The organism is Dyella solisilvae (assembly GCF_003351225.1).
GTDB lineage: Bacteria > Pseudomonadota > Gammaproteobacteria > Xanthomonadales > Rhodanobacteraceae > Dyella > Dyella solisilvae.
This window is the reverse complement of the sequence record NZ_QQSY01000002.1, coordinates 440,889-457,917: the sequence shown is the minus strand read 5'-3', so window position 1 is coordinate 457,917 and position 17,029 is coordinate 440,889. Positions and strand designations below refer to the sequence as shown.

12 protein-coding genes are annotated in these 17,029 nt (G+C 67.2%); 9 read left to right on the top strand and 3 right to left on the bottom strand.

The window, feature by feature from the left end:
- Positions 1-749: 749 nt before the first annotated feature.
- Entirely contained in the window at positions 750-1,694 is a 945-nt protein-coding gene (locus DVT68_RS09325) for an aldo/keto reductase (protein ID WP_114824799.1), read from the bottom strand.
- A 129-nt stretch (positions 1,695-1,823) separates the two neighbouring features.
- Here DVT68_RS09325 and DVT68_RS09320 point away from each other — a divergent pair, with 129 nt between their 5' ends.
- Complete coding sequence (locus DVT68_RS09320) at positions 1,824-4,028, top strand: beta-glucosidase family protein (RefSeq protein WP_114824798.1); 2,205 nt, start codon at positions 1,824-1,826, stop codon at positions 4,026-4,028.
- Between the two features lie 58 nt (positions 4,029-4,086).
- On the opposite strand, the gene DVT68_RS09315 is transcribed toward DVT68_RS09320, so the two are convergent.
- Positions 4,087-4,281 (bottom strand): hypothetical protein, encoded by a 195-nt coding sequence (locus DVT68_RS09315; RefSeq protein ID WP_147281693.1) that lies wholly within the window; start codon positions 4,279-4,281, stop codon positions 4,087-4,089.
- A 104-nt stretch (positions 4,282-4,385) separates the two neighbouring features.
- Between DVT68_RS09315 and DVT68_RS09310 the strand changes: the two genes are divergently transcribed.
- The 5 genes from DVT68_RS09310 to DVT68_RS09290 all read left to right on the top strand — a co-directional run bounded on the left by DVT68_RS09310 (position 4,386) and on the right by DVT68_RS09290 (position 12,265).
- On the top strand, positions 4,386-5,297 hold the full coding sequence (locus DVT68_RS09310) for a LysR substrate-binding domain-containing protein (protein ID WP_114824796.1): 912 nt from the start codon (positions 4,386-4,388) through the stop codon (positions 5,295-5,297).
- A gap of 191 nt (positions 5,298-5,488) precedes the next feature.
- On the top strand, positions 5,489-6,601 hold the full coding sequence (locus DVT68_RS09305) for an S-(hydroxymethyl)glutathione dehydrogenase/class III alcohol dehydrogenase (RefSeq protein ID WP_114824795.1): 1,113 nt from the start codon (positions 5,489-5,491) through the stop codon (positions 6,599-6,601).
- Between the two features lie 228 nt (positions 6,602-6,829).
- Positions 6,830-7,720 (top strand): class I SAM-dependent methyltransferase, encoded by an 891-nt coding sequence (locus DVT68_RS09300; protein WP_114824794.1) that lies wholly within the window; start codon positions 6,830-6,832, stop codon positions 7,718-7,720.
- A 62-nt stretch (positions 7,721-7,782) separates the two neighbouring features.
- A complete protein-coding gene (locus DVT68_RS09295; RefSeq protein WP_114824793.1) occupies positions 7,783-8,322 on the top strand; it encodes a pseudouridine synthase in 540 nt (179 codons plus the stop codon).
- A gap of 166 nt (positions 8,323-8,488) precedes the next feature.
- Positions 8,489-12,265 (top strand): patatin-like phospholipase domain-containing protein, encoded by a 3,777-nt coding sequence (locus tag DVT68_RS09290; RefSeq protein ID WP_114824792.1) that lies wholly within the window; start codon positions 8,489-8,491, stop codon positions 12,263-12,265.
- A gap of 27 nt (positions 12,266-12,292) precedes the next feature.
- On the opposite strand, the gene DVT68_RS09285 is transcribed toward DVT68_RS09290, so the two are convergent.
- The gene (locus tag DVT68_RS09285; protein ID WP_114824791.1) at positions 12,293-13,087 is read right to left on the bottom strand and encodes a TatD family hydrolase; all 795 of its coding nucleotides are present in this window, start codon (positions 13,085-13,087) and stop codon (positions 12,293-12,295) included.
- A 373-nt stretch (positions 13,088-13,460) separates the two neighbouring features.
- Between DVT68_RS09285 and gspE the strand changes: the two genes are divergently transcribed.
- The 3 genes from gspE (at position 13,461) to gspG (ending at position 17,028) form a co-directional block, all read left to right on the top strand.
- On the top strand, positions 13,461-15,194 hold the full coding sequence (gspE, locus tag DVT68_RS09280) for a type II secretion system ATPase GspE (RefSeq protein WP_114824790.1): 1,734 nt from the start codon (positions 13,461-13,463) through the stop codon (positions 15,192-15,194).
- Positions 15,195-15,353: 159 nt separating this feature from the next.
- On the top strand, positions 15,354-16,571 hold the full coding sequence (gene gspF / locus DVT68_RS09275) for a type II secretion system inner membrane protein GspF (protein ID WP_114824789.1): 1,218 nt from the start codon (positions 15,354-15,356) through the stop codon (positions 16,569-16,571).
- 31 nt (positions 16,572-16,602) lie between these two features.
- Positions 16,603-17,028, top strand: coding sequence for a type II secretion system major pseudopilin GspG (gspG, locus tag DVT68_RS09270; RefSeq protein WP_114824788.1), 426 nt, complete (start codon positions 16,603-16,605; stop codon positions 17,026-17,028).
- Position 17,029 lies beyond the last annotated feature (1 nt).

Sequence of the window (17,029 nt, the reverse complement as noted above, 5' to 3'; positions counted from 1 at the left end):
CCACCCTTCGGGCTATTCCTCCACCCGCCCGCCGCGCCATAGGGGAGTGGAAGTCAAAAGCCAGAGCGCAAAGCCCAGAGCCAAGAGCCAACAGCGGATTTGCCCCTGTAGGAGCGCATCCAGTGCGCGAACAGGGACCAGCGATCGCCTCAGCCTTCGCGCACTGGGCGCGCCGTTGCAAAGAGCCGAAAGGATTTTGCGATGCGATGTGCCGCGCAGCGGCACGAGCCGTCACCCATACCCCTGTGAGGCGGTGAGGGGTGGACGATGAGGCCCGCAGGGGGATCGACAGGGATGTCGATCCCTTTTCGCCCGGGCAGGAGCCCGGTCGAAAAGCCCGGCCGCCCCTCACGGACTGGGCGGGCCGCAGGCCCGGCCAGCGCCGAGTGGGGTGCCGTTTCTCTTGGTTGCTTCTCTTTGGGCAAGCAAAGAGAAGTGACCCGGGCCGCGGCATCGGTCCGGAACCCCGCGGGCGGCGAGCCCGATCGCGGAGACCTCACATCAACAGCGAAGAACAAAGTCGCTGGATCCCAGCGTTCGCTGGGATGACGAGCAAGAAGCGGCACAGCGTTCTGCGCGCTTTGTGCGCCAGCCAGCATGCGCGGGAACGTCGGTGAGGATGATGGCAATGTCGGCGACGTTGAGCCCCTCGAGCGCTCAGCCTGCATGTGCGCTAATCTCAAACGAAGGCCGTCATCAATGCAGCACGACCAAACCCATGAGTTCACGCCAAGCAACAGACAAACAACTCAAGCACTCGCCCGATCCAGCAGCGCCACCTGATCCTTGCTGAGCTTCAGCGACACCGCGCCCGCCAACTCATGCAGCTGCGCCACCGTCGTTGCGCTGGCGATCGGCGCGGTAATGCCCGGGCGTGCAATCAACCATGCCAGCGCCACTTGCGAAGGCGTGGCGCGCTGCGCGGCGGCCACCTGGTCCAGCGCCTCGAGCACGCCGAGTCCGTGCGGGTTGAGGTACTTCTTCACTGAGCCGCCGCGCGCCGTGCTCTTGGCCAGGTCAGCCTCGCTGCGGTACTTGCCGCTCAAAAAGCCGCTGGCCAGTGCGTAATAGTTGATGACGCCAACGTTTTCGCTTACCACGAGCGGCTCGAGTTCCTTTTCGTAGCCCTTGCGGCTGACCAGGTTGTATTCGGGCTGCAGCGTTTCGTAGCGCGGCAGGCCATGCTGCGCCGACACCGCCAGCGCTTCGCCGAAGCGGTCGGCGCCGTAATTGGAGGCGCCGATCACGCGCACCTTGCCTTGCTCGATCAGCTGGCCGAATGCGCCCAGTGTTTCGTGCAACGGCGTCGTGGCGTCGTCCTCATGGGCCTGGTACAGGTCGATGTAGTCGGTCTGCAAGCGCTTGAGCGAACCTTCAACCGCCTGGTGGATGTTCATCGGCGAGAGGCCCGGGTGCTCCGCCCATTTCGCCACCTTGGTGGCGATCACCACCTTGTCGCGCTTGCCGCTGCGCTTGAGCCACTTGCCGATGATGGCTTCCGACTCGCCGCCGCGGTTGCCGGGCACCCATGCCGAATAGACGTCCGCCGTGTCGATCAGGTTGAGTCCCGCGTCGACGAAGGCATCGAGCAACTCGAACGAGCGCGCCTCATCGGCGCTCCAGCCGAACACGTTGCCGCCAAAGGCAAGCGGCGCCACCGACAAGGAGGATCGGCCAAGGGGACGCAGATTCATGGGGTGCTCCGTGTGCGGTGAAGGGGAGGGGCGTTTCATGCATACTCGAATGATCGAGACACGCGAGTATACGCGCCACCCACGTGATGCCGAGGCGAGCGCGTACCACGCCACGACGGGAGACGACGGATGAAGGGCAAGGCTGCAACGGTATTGCGAACCGCGATTGCGATGGGTTTGTGCGCCTGGATCGGCGCGGCGTCGGCGCAAGCGGCGCCTCATCCGTGGAGCGATGCTTCGCTCGCGCCGGATGCGCGCGCCAAGTTGCTGCTGGCGCAGTTGACGCAGGATGAAAAATTCCAGCTGATCCGCAGTTACTACGGTGGCCGGGATCGCCCCGCCAACGTACCGTTCCCCAAGGGATCGATCGAATCGGCCGGCTACGTGCCGCCGATTCCGCGCCTTGGCATTCCCGCACTGCAGGAGAGCGACGCGGGCCTGGGTGTGGCGAGTTCCGATCGCATGCGTCCGGGCGATCACGCCACGCCATTGCCGGCCGGGCCGGTCACCGCGGCAAGCTGGGATCCGCAGGTGGCCTATCGCGGTGGCGCGATGATCGGCAGCGAGGCGCATGCCAAAGGTTTCAATGTGCTGCTGGCCGGTGGCATCAACCTGATGCGCGAGCCGCGCAACGGTCGCAACTTCGAATATGCCGGTGAAGATCCGCTGCTCGCCGGCATCATCGTCGGCGAAGCGATCCGCGGCGTGCAAAGCGCGCACGTGATCTCCACCATCAAACACTACGCACTGAACAACCAGGAGACCGGGCGCAACACCATCGACGTGCAGATCGGCGAAGAAGCCATGCGCGAGTCGGACCTGCTCGCCTTCGAGCTGGCCATCGAGCACGGCAAGCCCGGCTCGGTGATGTGCTCGTACAACAAGCTCAATGGCGACTGGGCCTGCGAGAACGACTACCTGTTGAACCAGGTGCTCAAGCAGGACTGGCATTACCCTGGCTTCGTGATGTCCGACTGGGGCGCCACGCACAGCGCGGCCAAGGCGGTGAACGCCGGTCTGGATCAGCAGTCGGCGGGCGAAGTCTTCGACAAGCAGGTGTACTTCGATGCACCGCTGCGCGAGGCGCTGGCGCGGGGCGACGTGAAGCAGGCGCGCATCGACGACATGGTGCAGCGCATCCTGCGCAGCATGTTCGCCGCGGGACTGTTCGAGCATCCGGCCAGGCAGGCGCCGATCGACGAGGCGGCGAACCTCGCCGTCGCGCGCGAAACGCTGGAAGCCGGCGCCGTGTTGTTGCGCAACGAGCAGAACCTGTTGCCGTTGCAGGCGGACAAGCTGGCGTCGGTCGCGGTGATTGGCGCGCACGCTGACAAGGGCGTGCTGGCCGGTGGCGGTTCCTCGCTGGTGACGGCCCGAGGCGGAAACGCAGTGCCGGGACTCGCGCCGACTGGCTGGCCCGGGCCAGTGATGTATCACCCTTATGCGCCGCTCAAGGCGATTCGCGCGATGGCGCCCAAGGCGAAGGTGGAATTCGCCGCTGGTGACGACGTGGCGGCGGCCGCTGCGCTTGCCGCGAAGTCGCAGGTGGCGGTGGTGTTCGTGCAGAAGTGGCAGACCGAGTCGGTGGATAGTCCCGACCTGTCCTTGCCGGACGGCCAGGACGCGCTGGTCGCCGCAGTGGCCAAGGCCAATCCGCACACGGTGGTCGTGTTGCAGAACAGCGGGCCGGTGGCGATGCCGTGGCTCGACCAGGTCGGCGCGGTGCTGGAAACCTGGTATCCCGGCGGGGACGGCGGCACGGCCATCGCGCACCTGCTGTCGGGCAAGGTCAATCCATCCGGGCGCCTGCCGCAGAGCTGGCCACGCGACCTGTCGCAGCTGCCGCGCCCGGCATTGCCCGGGGCTGCGGGCGGCACGCCCCCGGAGAGCGTGGATTACCGCATCGAGGGCGCCGACGTCGGCTATCGCTGGTTCCAGTCGCGCGGCATCAAGCCGTTGTTCCCGTTCGGTTACGGCCTGTCCTATACGAGCTTCGCGCACGGTCCACTCACGTTGGACACGCACGGGTCGCGCATCGTGGCGACGGTGGAGCTGCGCAACACCGGGTCGCGCGCCGGCGCCGAGGTGGCCCAGGTCTACGTGCAGGTCCCCGGGGCCAAGGTCCGACGGCTCGCGGGCTTCGCCAAGGCGAACCTGCAGCCGGGCGAGAGCCGCCAGCTCAGCATCGAACTGGAGCCGCGCCTGTTGGCCGACTTTGACCCGGCCCGGCATGGCTGGGTGCTGCGAGGTGGCGACTACGTCGTGGCTGAAGGGCGATCCTCCGAGGATCTGGGGTCGCCGGTTCAGCTGAAGCTCCCCGCCCGACAGCTCTGAGACCGCAGCCGGCGCCGCCATGCGAGGCGGCGCCGGGCGGCCCGTGGGGACGAAACCGTTACGCGCAACCGCCCTGGGGCACGGCAACCGGGACGGGGGCCGCCTTGCGCGCTGCTTCTGCGGCCTTGGTCGCGCGCTCTCGCTTGCCGCTTGGCCGCGACGATGGCGACGGGTCGTTGGCCAGCCGACGCGCCAGTTCAGGGTCGGTGATGTGGCCGTGCATGAACAACAGGTTGGTCCAGAGCGAGCTCATGAGTTCCTCCCAACGCGTTTCCATATCGAGTGTTGCTCAACATAGAAGCCTTGCGCACGGCGAAAAAGCGATATATTCGCAAGCCAGCCTTGAGGGAAATTCAAATGGCGCGGATTTCGCTGGATCTCCTCCAACAGTTCGTGCAGGTGGCCCGGCTGGGTAACCTCTCTCGCGCCGCCGAGCGCGCCAACCTTACCGTCAGCGCGCTGAGCCACCAGGTGCGCCAGCTCGAGCAGCGGCTGGAGCGCAAATTGTTCGATCGCGGTCCGCGTGGCGTGCAGCTCACCGCCGAGGGGCGCCGGCTGATGGAAGCCGTGGGCCATCACTTCGAAGGCATCGACCGCGCCATGGCCGGCTATCGCAGCCGTCGCGAGGATGTGCTGACCATCAGCGCGATTCCTGGCGTGATGTCGAGCTGGCTCGTGCCGCGCCTGGCCCGGCTGGTGGCCGCCCATCCGGAGTTGCAGCTCAACCTGCAATCGAGCGTGGAGCTGGTGGACTTCGAGCGCGATCCGGTCGATGCCGCCATGCGTTACGGCCGCGGGCCCTGGCCCGGGCTGGTCACGCAGCGGCTGTTCGGCGAATGGATAGCCCCGGTCGCCTCGCCCGCGCTGCTGGAGCGCATGGCCGACGCCGACCCTGCCGATCTGGGCCAATGGCCCTTGCTGGGCGATCCCGGTGACCGCTGGCGCGACTGGTTCGCCGCCACCGGAGGCAAGCCGCCGCAGCGCTACGTGGCGCACTTCGACAACACCGACGCCTTGCAGCGCGGTGCACTGGAAGGCATGGGCGTGGCGCTGGGCCGCATGGTCATGGCGCGGCCGCTCGTGGAGGCGGGCTTGCTGACTGTGATCGGCGATCGCTATCAGCCGATTCCCGAAGCCTATTTCCTGGTGTATCCGGAGCACGCCGGCGACCACGGGGGATTGCGCATCTTCCGCGATTGGTTGATGGCGGAGGCGCGCAAGTACGGCGAGGCGATGTCGTCGACCGCGAACGGTGGCGCACACGCGTAGAAGCGCGCCCAGTGCGCGAAAAGCGCTTGTCACAAAGTGATCCGGAGTTCTGTTGACGCCGCCACGCAGCGGTCGTGCACAACGTGCGCTCCTGCAGGAAAGCGAGCGTCGACCATCGGCGCATTTCACATGGCGACGCCAACGCGCGATCATTCCGCTTTGCACGATCCCGCAGTCATCTGGAGGACACCATGAAATCGCGCGCCGCCGTCGCCTGGGAAGCAGGCAAACCCCTCTCCATCGAACAGGTCGACGTGGCCGGCCCCAGGGCCGGCGAGGTGCTGGTGCGCATCGTGGCCACGGGTGTGTGCCACACCGATGCGTTCACGCTTTCAGGCGCCGATCCGGAAGGCCAGTTCCCGGTGATCCTCGGCCATGAGGGCGGTGGCATCGTGGAGGAAGTGGGCGAGGGCGTGACTTCGCTGAAAGTCGGCGACCATGTGATCCCGCTCTATACACCCGAATGCGGCGAGTGCAAATTCTGCCGCTCCGGCAAGACCAACCTCTGCCAGAAAATCCGCATCACCCAGGGCAAGGGCCTGATGCCGGACGGCACCTCGCGCTTCTCGCTCAACGGCAAGCCGCTGCTGCACTACATGGGCACCAGCACCTTCAGTGAATACACCGTGCTGCCGGAGATTTCGCTGGCGAAGATCAGCAAGGCGGCGCCGCTGGAGAAGGTGTGCCTGCTCGGTTGCGGCATCACCACCGGCATCGGCGCCGTGCTCAACACCGCCAAGGTGGAGCCGGGCGCCAGCGTGGCCGTGTTCGGCCTCGGCGGCATCGGACTGTCGGTGGTGCAGGGCGCGGTGATGGCCCAGGCGGGACGCATCGTGGTGGTCGACACCAACCCGGACAAGTTCGCGATGGCGCGCGCGCTTGGCGCCACCGACTGCATCAATCCGAAGGACTATCCCGATACGCCGGTCCAGCAGGTCATCGTCGACCTGACCGACGGCGGCGTGGACTACTCATTCGAGTGCATCGGCAGTGTGCAGGTGATGCGCTCGGCGCTGGAGTGCTGCCACAAGGGCTGGGGCGAGTCGATCATCATCGGCGTGGCCGGCGCGGGACAGGAGATCAGCACAAGGCCGTTCCAGCTGGTGACCGGACGCGTGTGGCGCGGCTCGGCGTTCGGCGGCGTGAAGGGTCGCTCGCAGCTGCCCGGCTACGTGGATCGCTACATGGCCGGTGAGATCAAGATCGACGAGATGATCACCGAGGTGCTGCCGCTCGAGCGCATCAACGAGGCCTTCGACCTGATGCACGAAGGCAAGGTGATCCGCTCGGTCATCCACTACTGAGTGCGCGCGTTCCCGGCGTCGGGCCGGGACGCTGGCATGGACTGTGCCGTTGGTCGCTGCTGCATGCGGCCAACGCGGCCCTCGAAAGGGGAACTCCAGTTTCCTGTGTTCTGCTGCGTGGCGGGCAAGCGAGGGCCTTGTCCATCCACCATTTGTATACGTCGTGGCCGGCAAGCTGCCCCCGTTATGCTGCGCTTGCCGTACCAGGACCGCCGTTAGGGGAAGTCGATGAAGAGTCGTGTGATTCCGGGCGTGGCCGCCTTGCTGCTGGCCGCCTGCAGTGGCAGTTCCGCGCCCTCCAGCGCACAGACCGCGGATCAGCCTGCCGGCGGCCCGGTGCCGCCGACCACCGCCACCGACTTCACCGCCACCCAGCTTGACCAGGTGCTGGCCGGCAGCTGGCGCTCGCAGGAGAACAGGGCGCGCGATGTCTATCGCCATCCCAAGGCGACCTTGCAGTTCTTCGGAATCCGGCCCGACCTCACGGTGATCGAGATCACCCCGGGCGGCGGCTGGTACAGCGAAATCCTCGCGCCGCTGCTGCGCGACAACGGCCATTACATCGCCGCCGTGGCCAAGGCCTCGGGCGAGGGCGAGGCCAGCCGCAACCTGACCGGCCTGCGCGCGAAGTTCGCGGGCGATCCGGAGCGTTTCGGCAAGGCGCAGATCCTGGAATTCGATCCGAAGGCGCCGGCGTTCGGCGCCCCCGGCTCGGCCGACCTGGTGCTGACCTTCCGCAACGTGCACAACTGGGTGATGGCCGATACCGCGCCGGCGATGTTCAAGGCGTTCTACGCGGCCTTGCGTCCCGGCGGCGTGCTCGGCGTCGTCGATCACCGCGCGGCCGACAACGCGGACCTGGAGTCGGTCAAGGAGAGCGGCTACCTGCCCACGCCGTTCGTGGTGAAGCTGGCCACCGACGCGGGTTTCAAGCTCGAGGAAAAGAGCGAGATCAACGCCAACCCGAAGGACACCAAGGATTACCCGAAGGGCGTGTGGACGCTGCCGCCCACGCTGCAACTGGGTGACCAGGACCGCGCCAAGTACCTCGCCATCGGCGAATCCGATCGCATGACGCTGCGCTTCGTGAAGCCGGCGCCGGCATCGCCGGCGAACTGAGTGGTGATCACCGCTGCACGATGGCGCGACCGCGCCGGTTTTTTGCTGGAACGCCCACGCTTGTGCTGATCGCGCTGAACAAACCCTACGGCGTGCTGACCCAGTTCACCGATCGCAGCGAGCCGCCACGCCGCACGCTGGCGGAGTTCGGCCTGCCGTCCGGCGTCTACGCCGCCGGGCGGCTCGATTTCGACAGCGAAGGCCTGCTGCTGCTCACCGACGATGGCGCGCTGGCGCATCGACTGACCGATCCCAGGCACAAGCAGCCCAAGACCTATCTGGTGCAGGTGGAAGGCGATCCCAGCGACGAACAACTGGCCGCCTTGCGCGCTGGCGTCGTGTTGAACGATGGCCCCAGCCGCCTGCTCACGGTGAAGCGCGTGGAGGCGCCCGCGGCGCTGTGGCCACGCGATCCGCCGATTCGCGTGCGCAAGAGCGTGCCCGATGCCTGGCTGGAGCTGTCGCTGGCCGAAGGCCGTAACCGCCAGGTGCGTCGCACCACGGCCGCGGTCGGCCTGCCCACCCTGCGCCTGATCCGTTGGTCCATCGGACACTACCGGCTCGACGGCCTCGCGCCGGGAAGCTGGCGCCGCTGCGACTGATCAAAACGTCCATCGCATCCCTCGACCTGGCTACGCCTTACGTGGAATAGGCGCAGCCAGGCGCGAGATTGATCATAGTCCGTCGTGTCACCCACACATCGGCCGCGGCCACGCGCGTTGAGCGCAGCGTCGCGGCGCCCACGAGGCCCTGTCTGGGGGTGAAGCCATGACGGCGCACACGGAGTGGAACCCGGCGATCGTGCTGGGGAACGCGGACGAACAGGCGGCGTTCAACGCGCGTCGCCACGCCGCAAAGGTGACGGCCGGCAGCATGCCGGTCGGGCTGGCGCTGTCAGGCGGCGGCATACGCAGCGCCACCTTCTGCTTTGGCCTTCTACACGCGCTGGCGAAGAACAAGGTGCTGCACCGGGTGGACTACCTGTCCACCGTGTCGGGCGGTGGCTATATCGGCGCAAGCCTCGGACGGCTGTACCAGAGCGCGGCCAAGGGTTGGCGGCCGCAGGCCGGCGATGGTCCGCAGAGCGCTGCGGCGCACGTGGAAGAGCGCCTCGGCGCCGACGATTCGGTGTTGCTGTGGTGGCTGCGCAACAACGGCCGCTACCTCACGCCGGCGGGCGGCGCAGACATGATCCTGGCGCTGGCCGGGCAATTGCGCAGCTTCCTGGTGACGCAGTTTGAAGTGCTCATGCTCGCCGTGCTGGTGGCCTGCATCGTCATCCTGCCACACCTGCTGATGCCTTATTTGCCGCTGCCGACCTTCCTTGCGCGGTTCGCCGTGAGCGCGTGGTGGTGGGCGATCGCGGGCATTGCACTGGTGGCGCTGGTCGCCGCCTACGCCTACTGGTTCCTTGGACCGTTCAAGAAAACCGCGCTGTTGAGCGCCCTGCTCGGTACCGTGGTGGGCAGCTACGGCGCCTACCTGGCATGGTCGGCGCGGAAGGTGCTGGCCACGCAGGCGGACAACCAGTTCAGCCTGATCCTCACCGAAATGGTGGCTGGCCTGATGGCCATTGTGCTCACGCCCGCCATCGCGGGTTGGTGCTGGGCGCGCTGGGGAGGCAAGGATCGCCTCGACGAGATTCGCCGCGTCGCCTTCATCAACTTTCTGGCCGGATGCCTCACGCTGAGCCTGCTCTGCGCCGTGCTCGGCGCGCTCGACATGACCAGCTGGCATATCCGCTATCTGCTTGACGTCGATCTCGGCAACCACGGCAGTTTTCATGTGGGCCTCGGCGCTGGCGTGGCCGCGCTGCTGCTGGGGCTGGGTCGCTTCGGCTTGCCGGTGGTGCAGACGGCCTCCGCGGACGGCTGGCTGAAAAAGCTGCCGCTGCTGGAAGTGGCGAATGTATGCGGCGCATTGCTGGTGCTGGCGATCGGCCTGTTCTGGCTGACCCTGCTGCAAATCCTGGTGTTCTCAACCAATGTGCATGTGATACCCGGTCTGCCGGCGGCGCCGTGGATGCGCTGGGCGGCGATATTGCTTGGCGTGGTGGCGTACCTGCTGTTGAACGGTCTCGACCTGCAGCAGCTCAACCGCTCGTCGCTGCACTTTTTCTATCGCTCGCGGCTTGCGCGCACCTATGTGTCGGTCGGCAATGACCGGCGAGCGCAAGCCACCAACTACCGCTTCGTGGATTCGGTGCTCGACGAGAGCACGCCGGCGCGGACCGCCGATATCCGCAAGGTGACCGAGCAACTGAAGCACGACGACGTCGCGCTGGGCGATTACCAACCGTACGCCGCCGGCGGACCCATCCACCTCATCAACTGCTGCATCAACCAGACCCGCGATGACCGCACCGGCACCTTCAATGCCGACCGCAAGGGCGTGTGCCTGACGGTGAGTGCGCTGGGCATCGAGGTTGGCACGCAGCCGCCAAGCGATGCAGTGGAGGACTTCCAGAAACATGCCACGCTGGCGCAGTGGGTCGCCATTTCGGGCGCTGCGATTGGCACCGGCATGGGGTCGTTCACCAACTCGGGTCTGGCCGCCCTGATGTTCCTGAGCGGCTTGCGCCTGGGCTACTGGCAACGCGATCCGCTGAAAAAACCACATGCTCAAAGAGGCGGCGGCTGGGCGGGCCTGTTGCGCAAGATCGAGCCTGGCGTGCAGAAGTATCTGGCCATGCTGTCGGAGATGTTCGCGTGGTTCCCCGGCCTGCGCGATCCGCGCTGGTATGTCTCCGATGGCGGCCACTTCGACAACACCGGCGTGTATGCCCTGCTCAAGCGGCGCCTGCCGCTGATCATCATGGCCGATTGCGGCGCGGACCCGACCTATGTGTTCGGCGACGTGGAGAACCTGATCCGCAAGGCGCGCATCGACTACGACGCCGCCATCGAGTTCGTCAGCCCCGCCAGCCTGACCGCGCTGGCGGGCGGGGAGTTGGGCGCGTGCTTCGGCACCCCGGACAGCATCCAGCCCGAGCGCGGCTCGCAGTCGCTGCTGCTGGCGCGCATCAGATACGGCGATGGTTCGCGCGGCGCGCTTCTGATCGTCAAGCCGCATTGCGAAGAAGACCTGCCGCTGGACGTGGCCGGATACGCCGACCGCAATCCGGGCTTTCCCCAACAAAGCACGCTCAACCAGTTCTTCAGCGAGGAGGAATGGGAGAGCTACTTCCATCTCGGTGGCGCGCTGGGCCAGCCGATTGACCAGGCAGTGCTCGACCATGCCTTCCAGTGGGCGTGGAGCGCCGAGGTGGTGGGCACCGAAGTGGCCAAGCTCGCGCCACCGGAGACGCCGCCATCGCGTTCGCGCCGCATCGCCGGCACGGTAGGCGCATCTCTGGGAGCAGGCGCCGTACTTACCGCGCTGCTGGCGGGTTGGCAGGCGCTGGATGCGCACCGCGAAAAGGAGATGCAGTCGCAGGCCGCGTTCGCCAGCCAGGCCGACGCGCTGCTCTCGGACCTGGGCTCGACCGAGCGGGTGAGCAAGGGCTTTGACTGGGAGCTGGACGGCAGGATTCGGCTGGTCGATTCCGCCGTTGCTGAGTTTGCGGCCGGAGACGACGACATCCAGACCATGCACGCCTTGTTCGGCCTGCTGAAGGGTCTGTGCGACAAGACCACGGACGCCACGCTGCAAAGTCGTTGCCTGCAGGATGGCGTGCTCCTGCAGGGCGCCGGCCGGGTCAATCTGCACGTGGGCGATTCGTTTGCCGACTATGCAACCTGGAGTGCCCCGACACCGATCGTGGCGCCGGAACCGGCGCCGGCTCCCGAAGGCGGCGCCGGCAATATCGCTGGCGCGACTACGCCGGAGGCGACACTCCCGTCGCCGCCACCGCCACCGCCGCCACCACCCGTTGGCGCAGCGGCTGCCGCTGATCCATCGGCCGTCGCCGGACTGGGCCCGGCTGTGATGACCGGCGACGTCGCGACCCCCGATCCGCCGGTGGCCGCGCGGCCCGGCATCCCGGGCGAGGAGGGCTCCGACGTGATCGCCCGCGACGGGATCTCGCTGGCCGCCGTGGCGCCGGTCAACCTCGCAGTCCAACGCAGTGCGCCGGCAAGCGTGCAGTCCATGGCCGGCGCCACGATTTCTCCTGGGTTGGCCGCCAGCTCGCTTCGCGCCGGAGCGGAGATGCAGGCGCGGACGCTATGCGCCGCCAGCGCCACGCAACGCTTCGTGCTCTATACGCAGATCTACCAGGACAGCCAGCCCGGGCAGACGCGGGCGGTGGTCGCCGCCGCGCGCGCCGTCGGACTGATCGTGCCCGGGGTCGAGAACGTGGTGGAGTCGGCCAAGCTACAGGGCGAGAGTGCGCCGGCCGCCTGGTCGCGTCCGGCGCTGCTGTATCGCCCGGCGGGCGAAGCGTGCGCGAGGGCGCTGAAGAGCTATCTGCCGACGCGTGTCCAGGGCATGCAGGGACTGCAGGTCGTGCCGATGCCGGCCTCCCTCGGAGGGCCTGGCAACATCCTCGAACTGTGGTTGCCGGCGCCGCCCGGCAGCACCCTTGCGATGGGGCCGGGCCGCTAGGGCCGGCCAAGAGCAGCCCCGGGCGGCTCAGGCGTCGGGCAGTCCGAAGAAGGCGCGCGCCGTGGCCGTGCTGTTGGCGGCCGTGAGCTCCGCCGGTTCGCCGCGGTCCCGTGCGATCTCCTCGCAGATGTGCCGCAGGAACATCGGCTCATTACGGCGATGTGCGGGCTGCGGGCGCACGGTGCGCGGCAGCAGGTAGGGCGCGTCCGTCTCGATCATCAGGCGGTTGGCTGGAATGTCCTTCACCAGCTCGCGCAGGTGCGTGCCGCGCCGCTCGTCGCAGATCCAGCCAGTGATGCCGACGTGGCAGTCCAGCGCAAGGTAGTCGCGCAGCGCCGCGCCGCTATCGGTGAAGCAGTGCACCACCGCGCCCGGCAGCCTGTCGCGGTAACGGCGCAGCACGGCGATGAAGTCGTGGTGCGCGTCGCGCTGGTGCAGGAACACCGGCTTGGCCACGTCCACCGCTATCTGCAGCTGGCGCTCGAACACCGCCAGTTGCACGTCGCGCGGCGAGTAGTTGCGGTTGTAGTCCAGCCCGGTCTCGCCCACGGCGCGCACTGCTTCGTGCGTGGCCAGCTCGCGCAGCAGGGCATCCGTGGCGTCGTCGTAATCGATCGCGTGGTGCGGATGCACGCCGGCGGTGGCATACAGCACGCCCGGATGCGCCTCGGCCAACGCCACCGCGTGCGTGCTGCCCTCGCGCGAGGCGCCGGTGACCATCAACTGCACCACCCCCCGCTCCTTCGCGCGCCGCATGACGTCGTCGAAATCGTGGTGGAACGATTCGTGGGTGAGATTGGCGCCTATGTCGATCAGCTGCATGGGTAGGGTGGGGCGGATGAAAGGAGGGATTGTCCCAGAGCGACCGGATGGGGAACACCCGCGCCGTGCCGGGAGCCGCCCATGGTCGCAAGATATGGCGATTGGACGCCGCCTGCCCGTACGTTTTTGCCATGGGTTTCGGCCGGACGCCTCTTCAGGATCGTGTCCTGGGGGCCGTGCCTTGAATCGTCATGGAACCCACCTACCCTGCGCCACGCGTTGAACGTCCGGATCAAGCCGTGGTCGAGATTCGTGAGGCAGGGTGAGAAACCGTGCTCGCGCGGCGCCAGACGGGTGTGTTACCAATGCGCTTTCGACGCCGTGGGGGCGGCGTGATCGAAGCCTGGACAGCAACACGAAGCGGGGTGAACGCATGGCGGTGGTTGCAAAGCCAGCGGTCAGTGAGGGGGGAACGGCGACGGAAAGCCGTGAAGCAGCGGTGTGTGCGCTGCTGGTCTCGCGTGGGCGGCTGAAGGAATCCGACCTTGCCCGTGCACGCCGCCTTCACGAAGAGTCGCCCGAGGGCACGCTCACGGCGTTGATGGCGCGTCTGGGACTGGTCTCCGAACGCGATCTTGCCGAGGCCTGGTCCGAACTGCTCCATACCCCGCTGTTGTCGGCCCGCGAGGCGGCGGAGCTGCCGCCGGCCGAGCTCGACATCTCCACCCGTTTCCTCAAGCAGCAACACATCGTGCCCGTGCGCGTGGGCGACGACGGGCTGGCGGTGGTGGTGGCCGACCCGGCCGACCCCTATCCGCTGCAGGCGATCCAGCTGGCCGCCGGCCGGCCGGTGGCCTTGCGCATCGGCCTGCGCTCGGAGATCGACGACCTGATCGAGCGCTACTACGGCTCCGGGCGCTCGGCGATGGGCGCCATCGTGGAGAACCTCGACGGCAGCGCCGCGGTGGAGGACGACGTCGAGCACCTGCGCGACCTCGCCTCCGAGGCGCCGGTGATCCGCCTGGTCAACCTCATCCTGCAGCGCGCGGTCGAGCAGCGCGCCTCCGACGTGCACATCGAGCCGTTCGAGAACCGCCTGAAGGTGCGCTATCGCATCGACGGCGTGTTGCACGAGGTCGAAGCGCCGCCCTCCAGTTCCACCGCCGCGGTGATCTCCCGCGTGAAGATCATGGCCAAGCTCAACATCGCCGAGCGACGCCTGCCGCAGGATGGCCGCATCCAGTTGCGCGTGCAGGGCAAGGAGCTGGATCTTCGCGTATCCACCGTGCCCACCAGCTTCGGCGAATCGGTGGTGATGCGCATCCTCGACCGTGAGTCGGTGGTATTCGACTTCGCCTCGCTTGGTTTCACCGACAACTTCCAGCAGCGCTTCGTCGACGTGCTGGAACGCCCGCACGGCATCCTGCTGGTCACCGGCCCGACCGGTTCGGGCAAGACCACCACGCTGTACACCGCGCTGTCGAAGATCAACACGCCCGACGTGAAGATCATCACCGTCGAGGATCCGGTCGAATACCAGATCGAAGGCATCAACCAGATCCAGGTGAAGCCGCAGATCGGGCTGGATTTCGCGGGCGCGCTGCGTTCGATCGTGCGCCAGGATCCCGACGTGATCATGATCGGCGAAATGCGCGACCTGGAAACCTGCCGCATCGCGATCCAGTCCGCGCTCACCGGCCACCTGGTGCTGTCCACGCTGCACACCAACAGCGCCGCTGGCGGCATCACGCGCCTGCTCGACATGGGCGTGGAGGATTACCTGCTCGGCTCCACCGTCAACGGCATCCTCGCCCAGCGCCTGGTGCGCCGGCTCGATCCGGAAACGGCGATTCCGTACGAGGCGTTGCCGGAGGTGGTCGAGCAGTTCGAGTTGCACAAATACACCAACGAACGCCCGATCCGTCTGTGGCGGCCGGGCAGCAGCGCCGCCAATCCCACCGGTTATCGCGGCCGTCGCGCCATCATGGAATTCCTCGTGATGAGCGATCCCCTGCGACGACTGGTGATGCAGCATGCCGACGCCGGTGAGGTCGAACGACAGGCCCGCGCCGAAGGCATGCGCACGATGTACGAGGACGGCATCGCCAAGGCGGTGGCAGGCATCACCACCATCGAGGAGGTGCTGCGTGTCACGCAGGAGAGCTGACAGGGTCACTCCCTCTCCCCTCCGGGGAGAGGGTTGGGGTGAGGGGTGGGTGCTCGCGAAAGCGTTGAATTGCGCCTCGTCGCTCTTGGCAATGTGCCCGCAAGGCCCGACCACTCACCTCGGTCCTCTCCCCGAAGGGGAGAGGAAGAGGGCGATGCCATGACCCAGTTCCGCTACCGCGCCGTCAGCGCTGCCGGCGAAATGCTGCAGGGCCAGATGGAGGCCACCAGCCTTGAGGAGGTGGTGAGCCGGCTGCAGGACCAGGGCCACACGCCGCTGGACGCTCGCGCAGCCGAGCTTGAAGGCGGCGGCAGCGGGCTGGCGGCGTTGTTTCGGCGCGGGCAGTTCACCGGCGACCAGCTCGCGCTGTTCACCCATCAGCTCGCCACCTTGCTCGGCGCCGGCCAGCCGCTGGATCGCGCTTTGGGCATCCTGATGGAGCTGCCCGAGGGCGAGCGCGCCAAAAAACTCATCGAGCGTGTGCGCGACCGCGTGCGCGGCGGCACGCCGCTGTCGCAGGCGCTGGACGACGAGCACGGCGTGTTTCCCAAGCTGTACGTGAGCCTGGTGCGCGCAGGCGAGGCCGGCGGTTCGCTGGAGGAAACGCTGCGGCGCCTGGCCGATTACCTGGAGCGTTCGCAGCAACTGCGCGGCAGCATTATCAACGCGCTGATCTACCCCGCCTTCCTGCTGGTGGGCGTGCTCGGCTCGCTGCTGTTGTTGCTGGCCTACGTGGTGCCGCAGTTCGTGCCGATCTTCCAGGACATGCAGGTGCCGATCCCGTGGATCACCCAGGCCGTGCTCACGCTGGGTGGCGCGCTGCAGTCGTGGTGGTGGGCGATCCTGATCCTGCTGGTGCTTGGCGTGCTCATCGCGCGCGCGCGGCTGCGTGACCCAGCGATGCAGCTGGCCTGGCATGCGCGCCTGCTCACCGTGCGCGTGGTCGGTCCGCTGATGTTGAAGGTCCAGACCGCACGTATTGCGCGCACGGTCGGCACGCTGCTCAAGAACGGCGTCCCGCTGCTTTCCGCGCTGGGCATCGCGCGCCAGGTCACCGCCAACCGCGCGCTGGACCAGGCGCTGGAGCAGGCCGCCGAGCAGGTCAAGGGCGGCGCCGGGTTGAGCCTGGCGCTGTCGCAGTCGCAACGCTTTCCACGCCTGGCCGTGCAGATGGTGCAGGTGGGCGAGGAGGCCGGCCAGCTCGACACCATGCTGCTCAAGGTGGCCGACACCTTTGACCTGGAGAGCCGCCGCGCGATCGATCGCCTGCTCGCTGCGCTGGTGCCGGCGCTGACCATCGTGATGACGGTGCTGGTGGCGATCATCATGGCGGCGATCCTGCTGCCGTTGCTCAGCCTGACCAGCAACATCCAGTAACGCCAATTGACGATTGATGACGAGGTACTTCATGCAACCAAGGAATTTCCGCCGTGCTGGCGCCGCCCGTGGCTTCACCCTGCTGGAGATGCTGGCGGTGATCGTGCTGATCGGCATCATCGGCGCGGTGGTGGTGACCCAGGTCGGCAAGAACGTCGACAAGGGCAAGTACGGCGCCGGCAAGGCGCAGCTCACCACGCTCAGCCAGAAGATCGAGAACTACGCTCTGGACAACGGCACGCCGCCGCAGCAGCTGCAGGACCTGCTTGTGCGTCCGCCGACCGCGCGCAACTGGCAGGGCCCGTATGCGAAGGAATCGGAGCTGCATGATCCCTGGGGCCACGACTTCGGCTACAAGTACCCGGGTGACCACGGCAGCTTCGACCTGATCTTCTACGGCCAGGACGGCAAGCCCGGCGGCGACGGTTACAACGCCGACGTGGGCAACTGGCAGTAAG

Coding starts and splice junctions, on each gene's coding strand:
- DVT68_RS09325 (WP_114824799.1), bottom strand. CDS start 1,694: ATGAATCTGCGTCCCCTTGGCCGATCCTCCTTGTCGGTGGCGCCGCTT.
- DVT68_RS09320 (WP_114824798.1), top strand. CDS start 1,824: ATGAAGGGCAAGGCTGCAACGGTATTGCGAACCGCGATTGCGATGGGT.
- DVT68_RS09315 (WP_147281693.1), bottom strand. CDS start 4,281: ATGAGCTCGCTCTGGACCAACCTGTTGTTCATGCACGGCCACATCACC.
- DVT68_RS09310 (WP_114824796.1), top strand. CDS start 4,386: ATGGCGCGGATTTCGCTGGATCTCCTCCAACAGTTCGTGCAGGTGGCC.
- DVT68_RS09305 (WP_114824795.1), top strand. CDS start 5,489: ATGAAATCGCGCGCCGCCGTCGCCTGGGAAGCAGGCAAACCCCTCTCC.
- DVT68_RS09300 (WP_114824794.1), top strand. CDS start 6,830: ATGAAGAGTCGTGTGATTCCGGGCGTGGCCGCCTTGCTGCTGGCCGCC.
- DVT68_RS09290 (WP_114824792.1), top strand. CDS start 8,489: ATGACGGCGCACACGGAGTGGAACCCGGCGATCGTGCTGGGGAACGCG.
- DVT68_RS09285 (WP_114824791.1), bottom strand. CDS start 13,087: ATGCAGCTGATCGACATAGGCGCCAATCTCACCCACGAATCGTTCCAC.
- gspE (WP_114824790.1), top strand. CDS start 13,461: ATGGCGGTGGTTGCAAAGCCAGCGGTCAGTGAGGGGGGAACGGCGACG.
- gspF (WP_114824789.1), top strand. CDS start 15,354: ATGACCCAGTTCCGCTACCGCGCCGTCAGCGCTGCCGGCGAAATGCTG.
- gspG (WP_114824788.1), top strand. CDS start 16,603: ATGCAACCAAGGAATTTCCGCCGTGCTGGCGCCGCCCGTGGCTTCACC.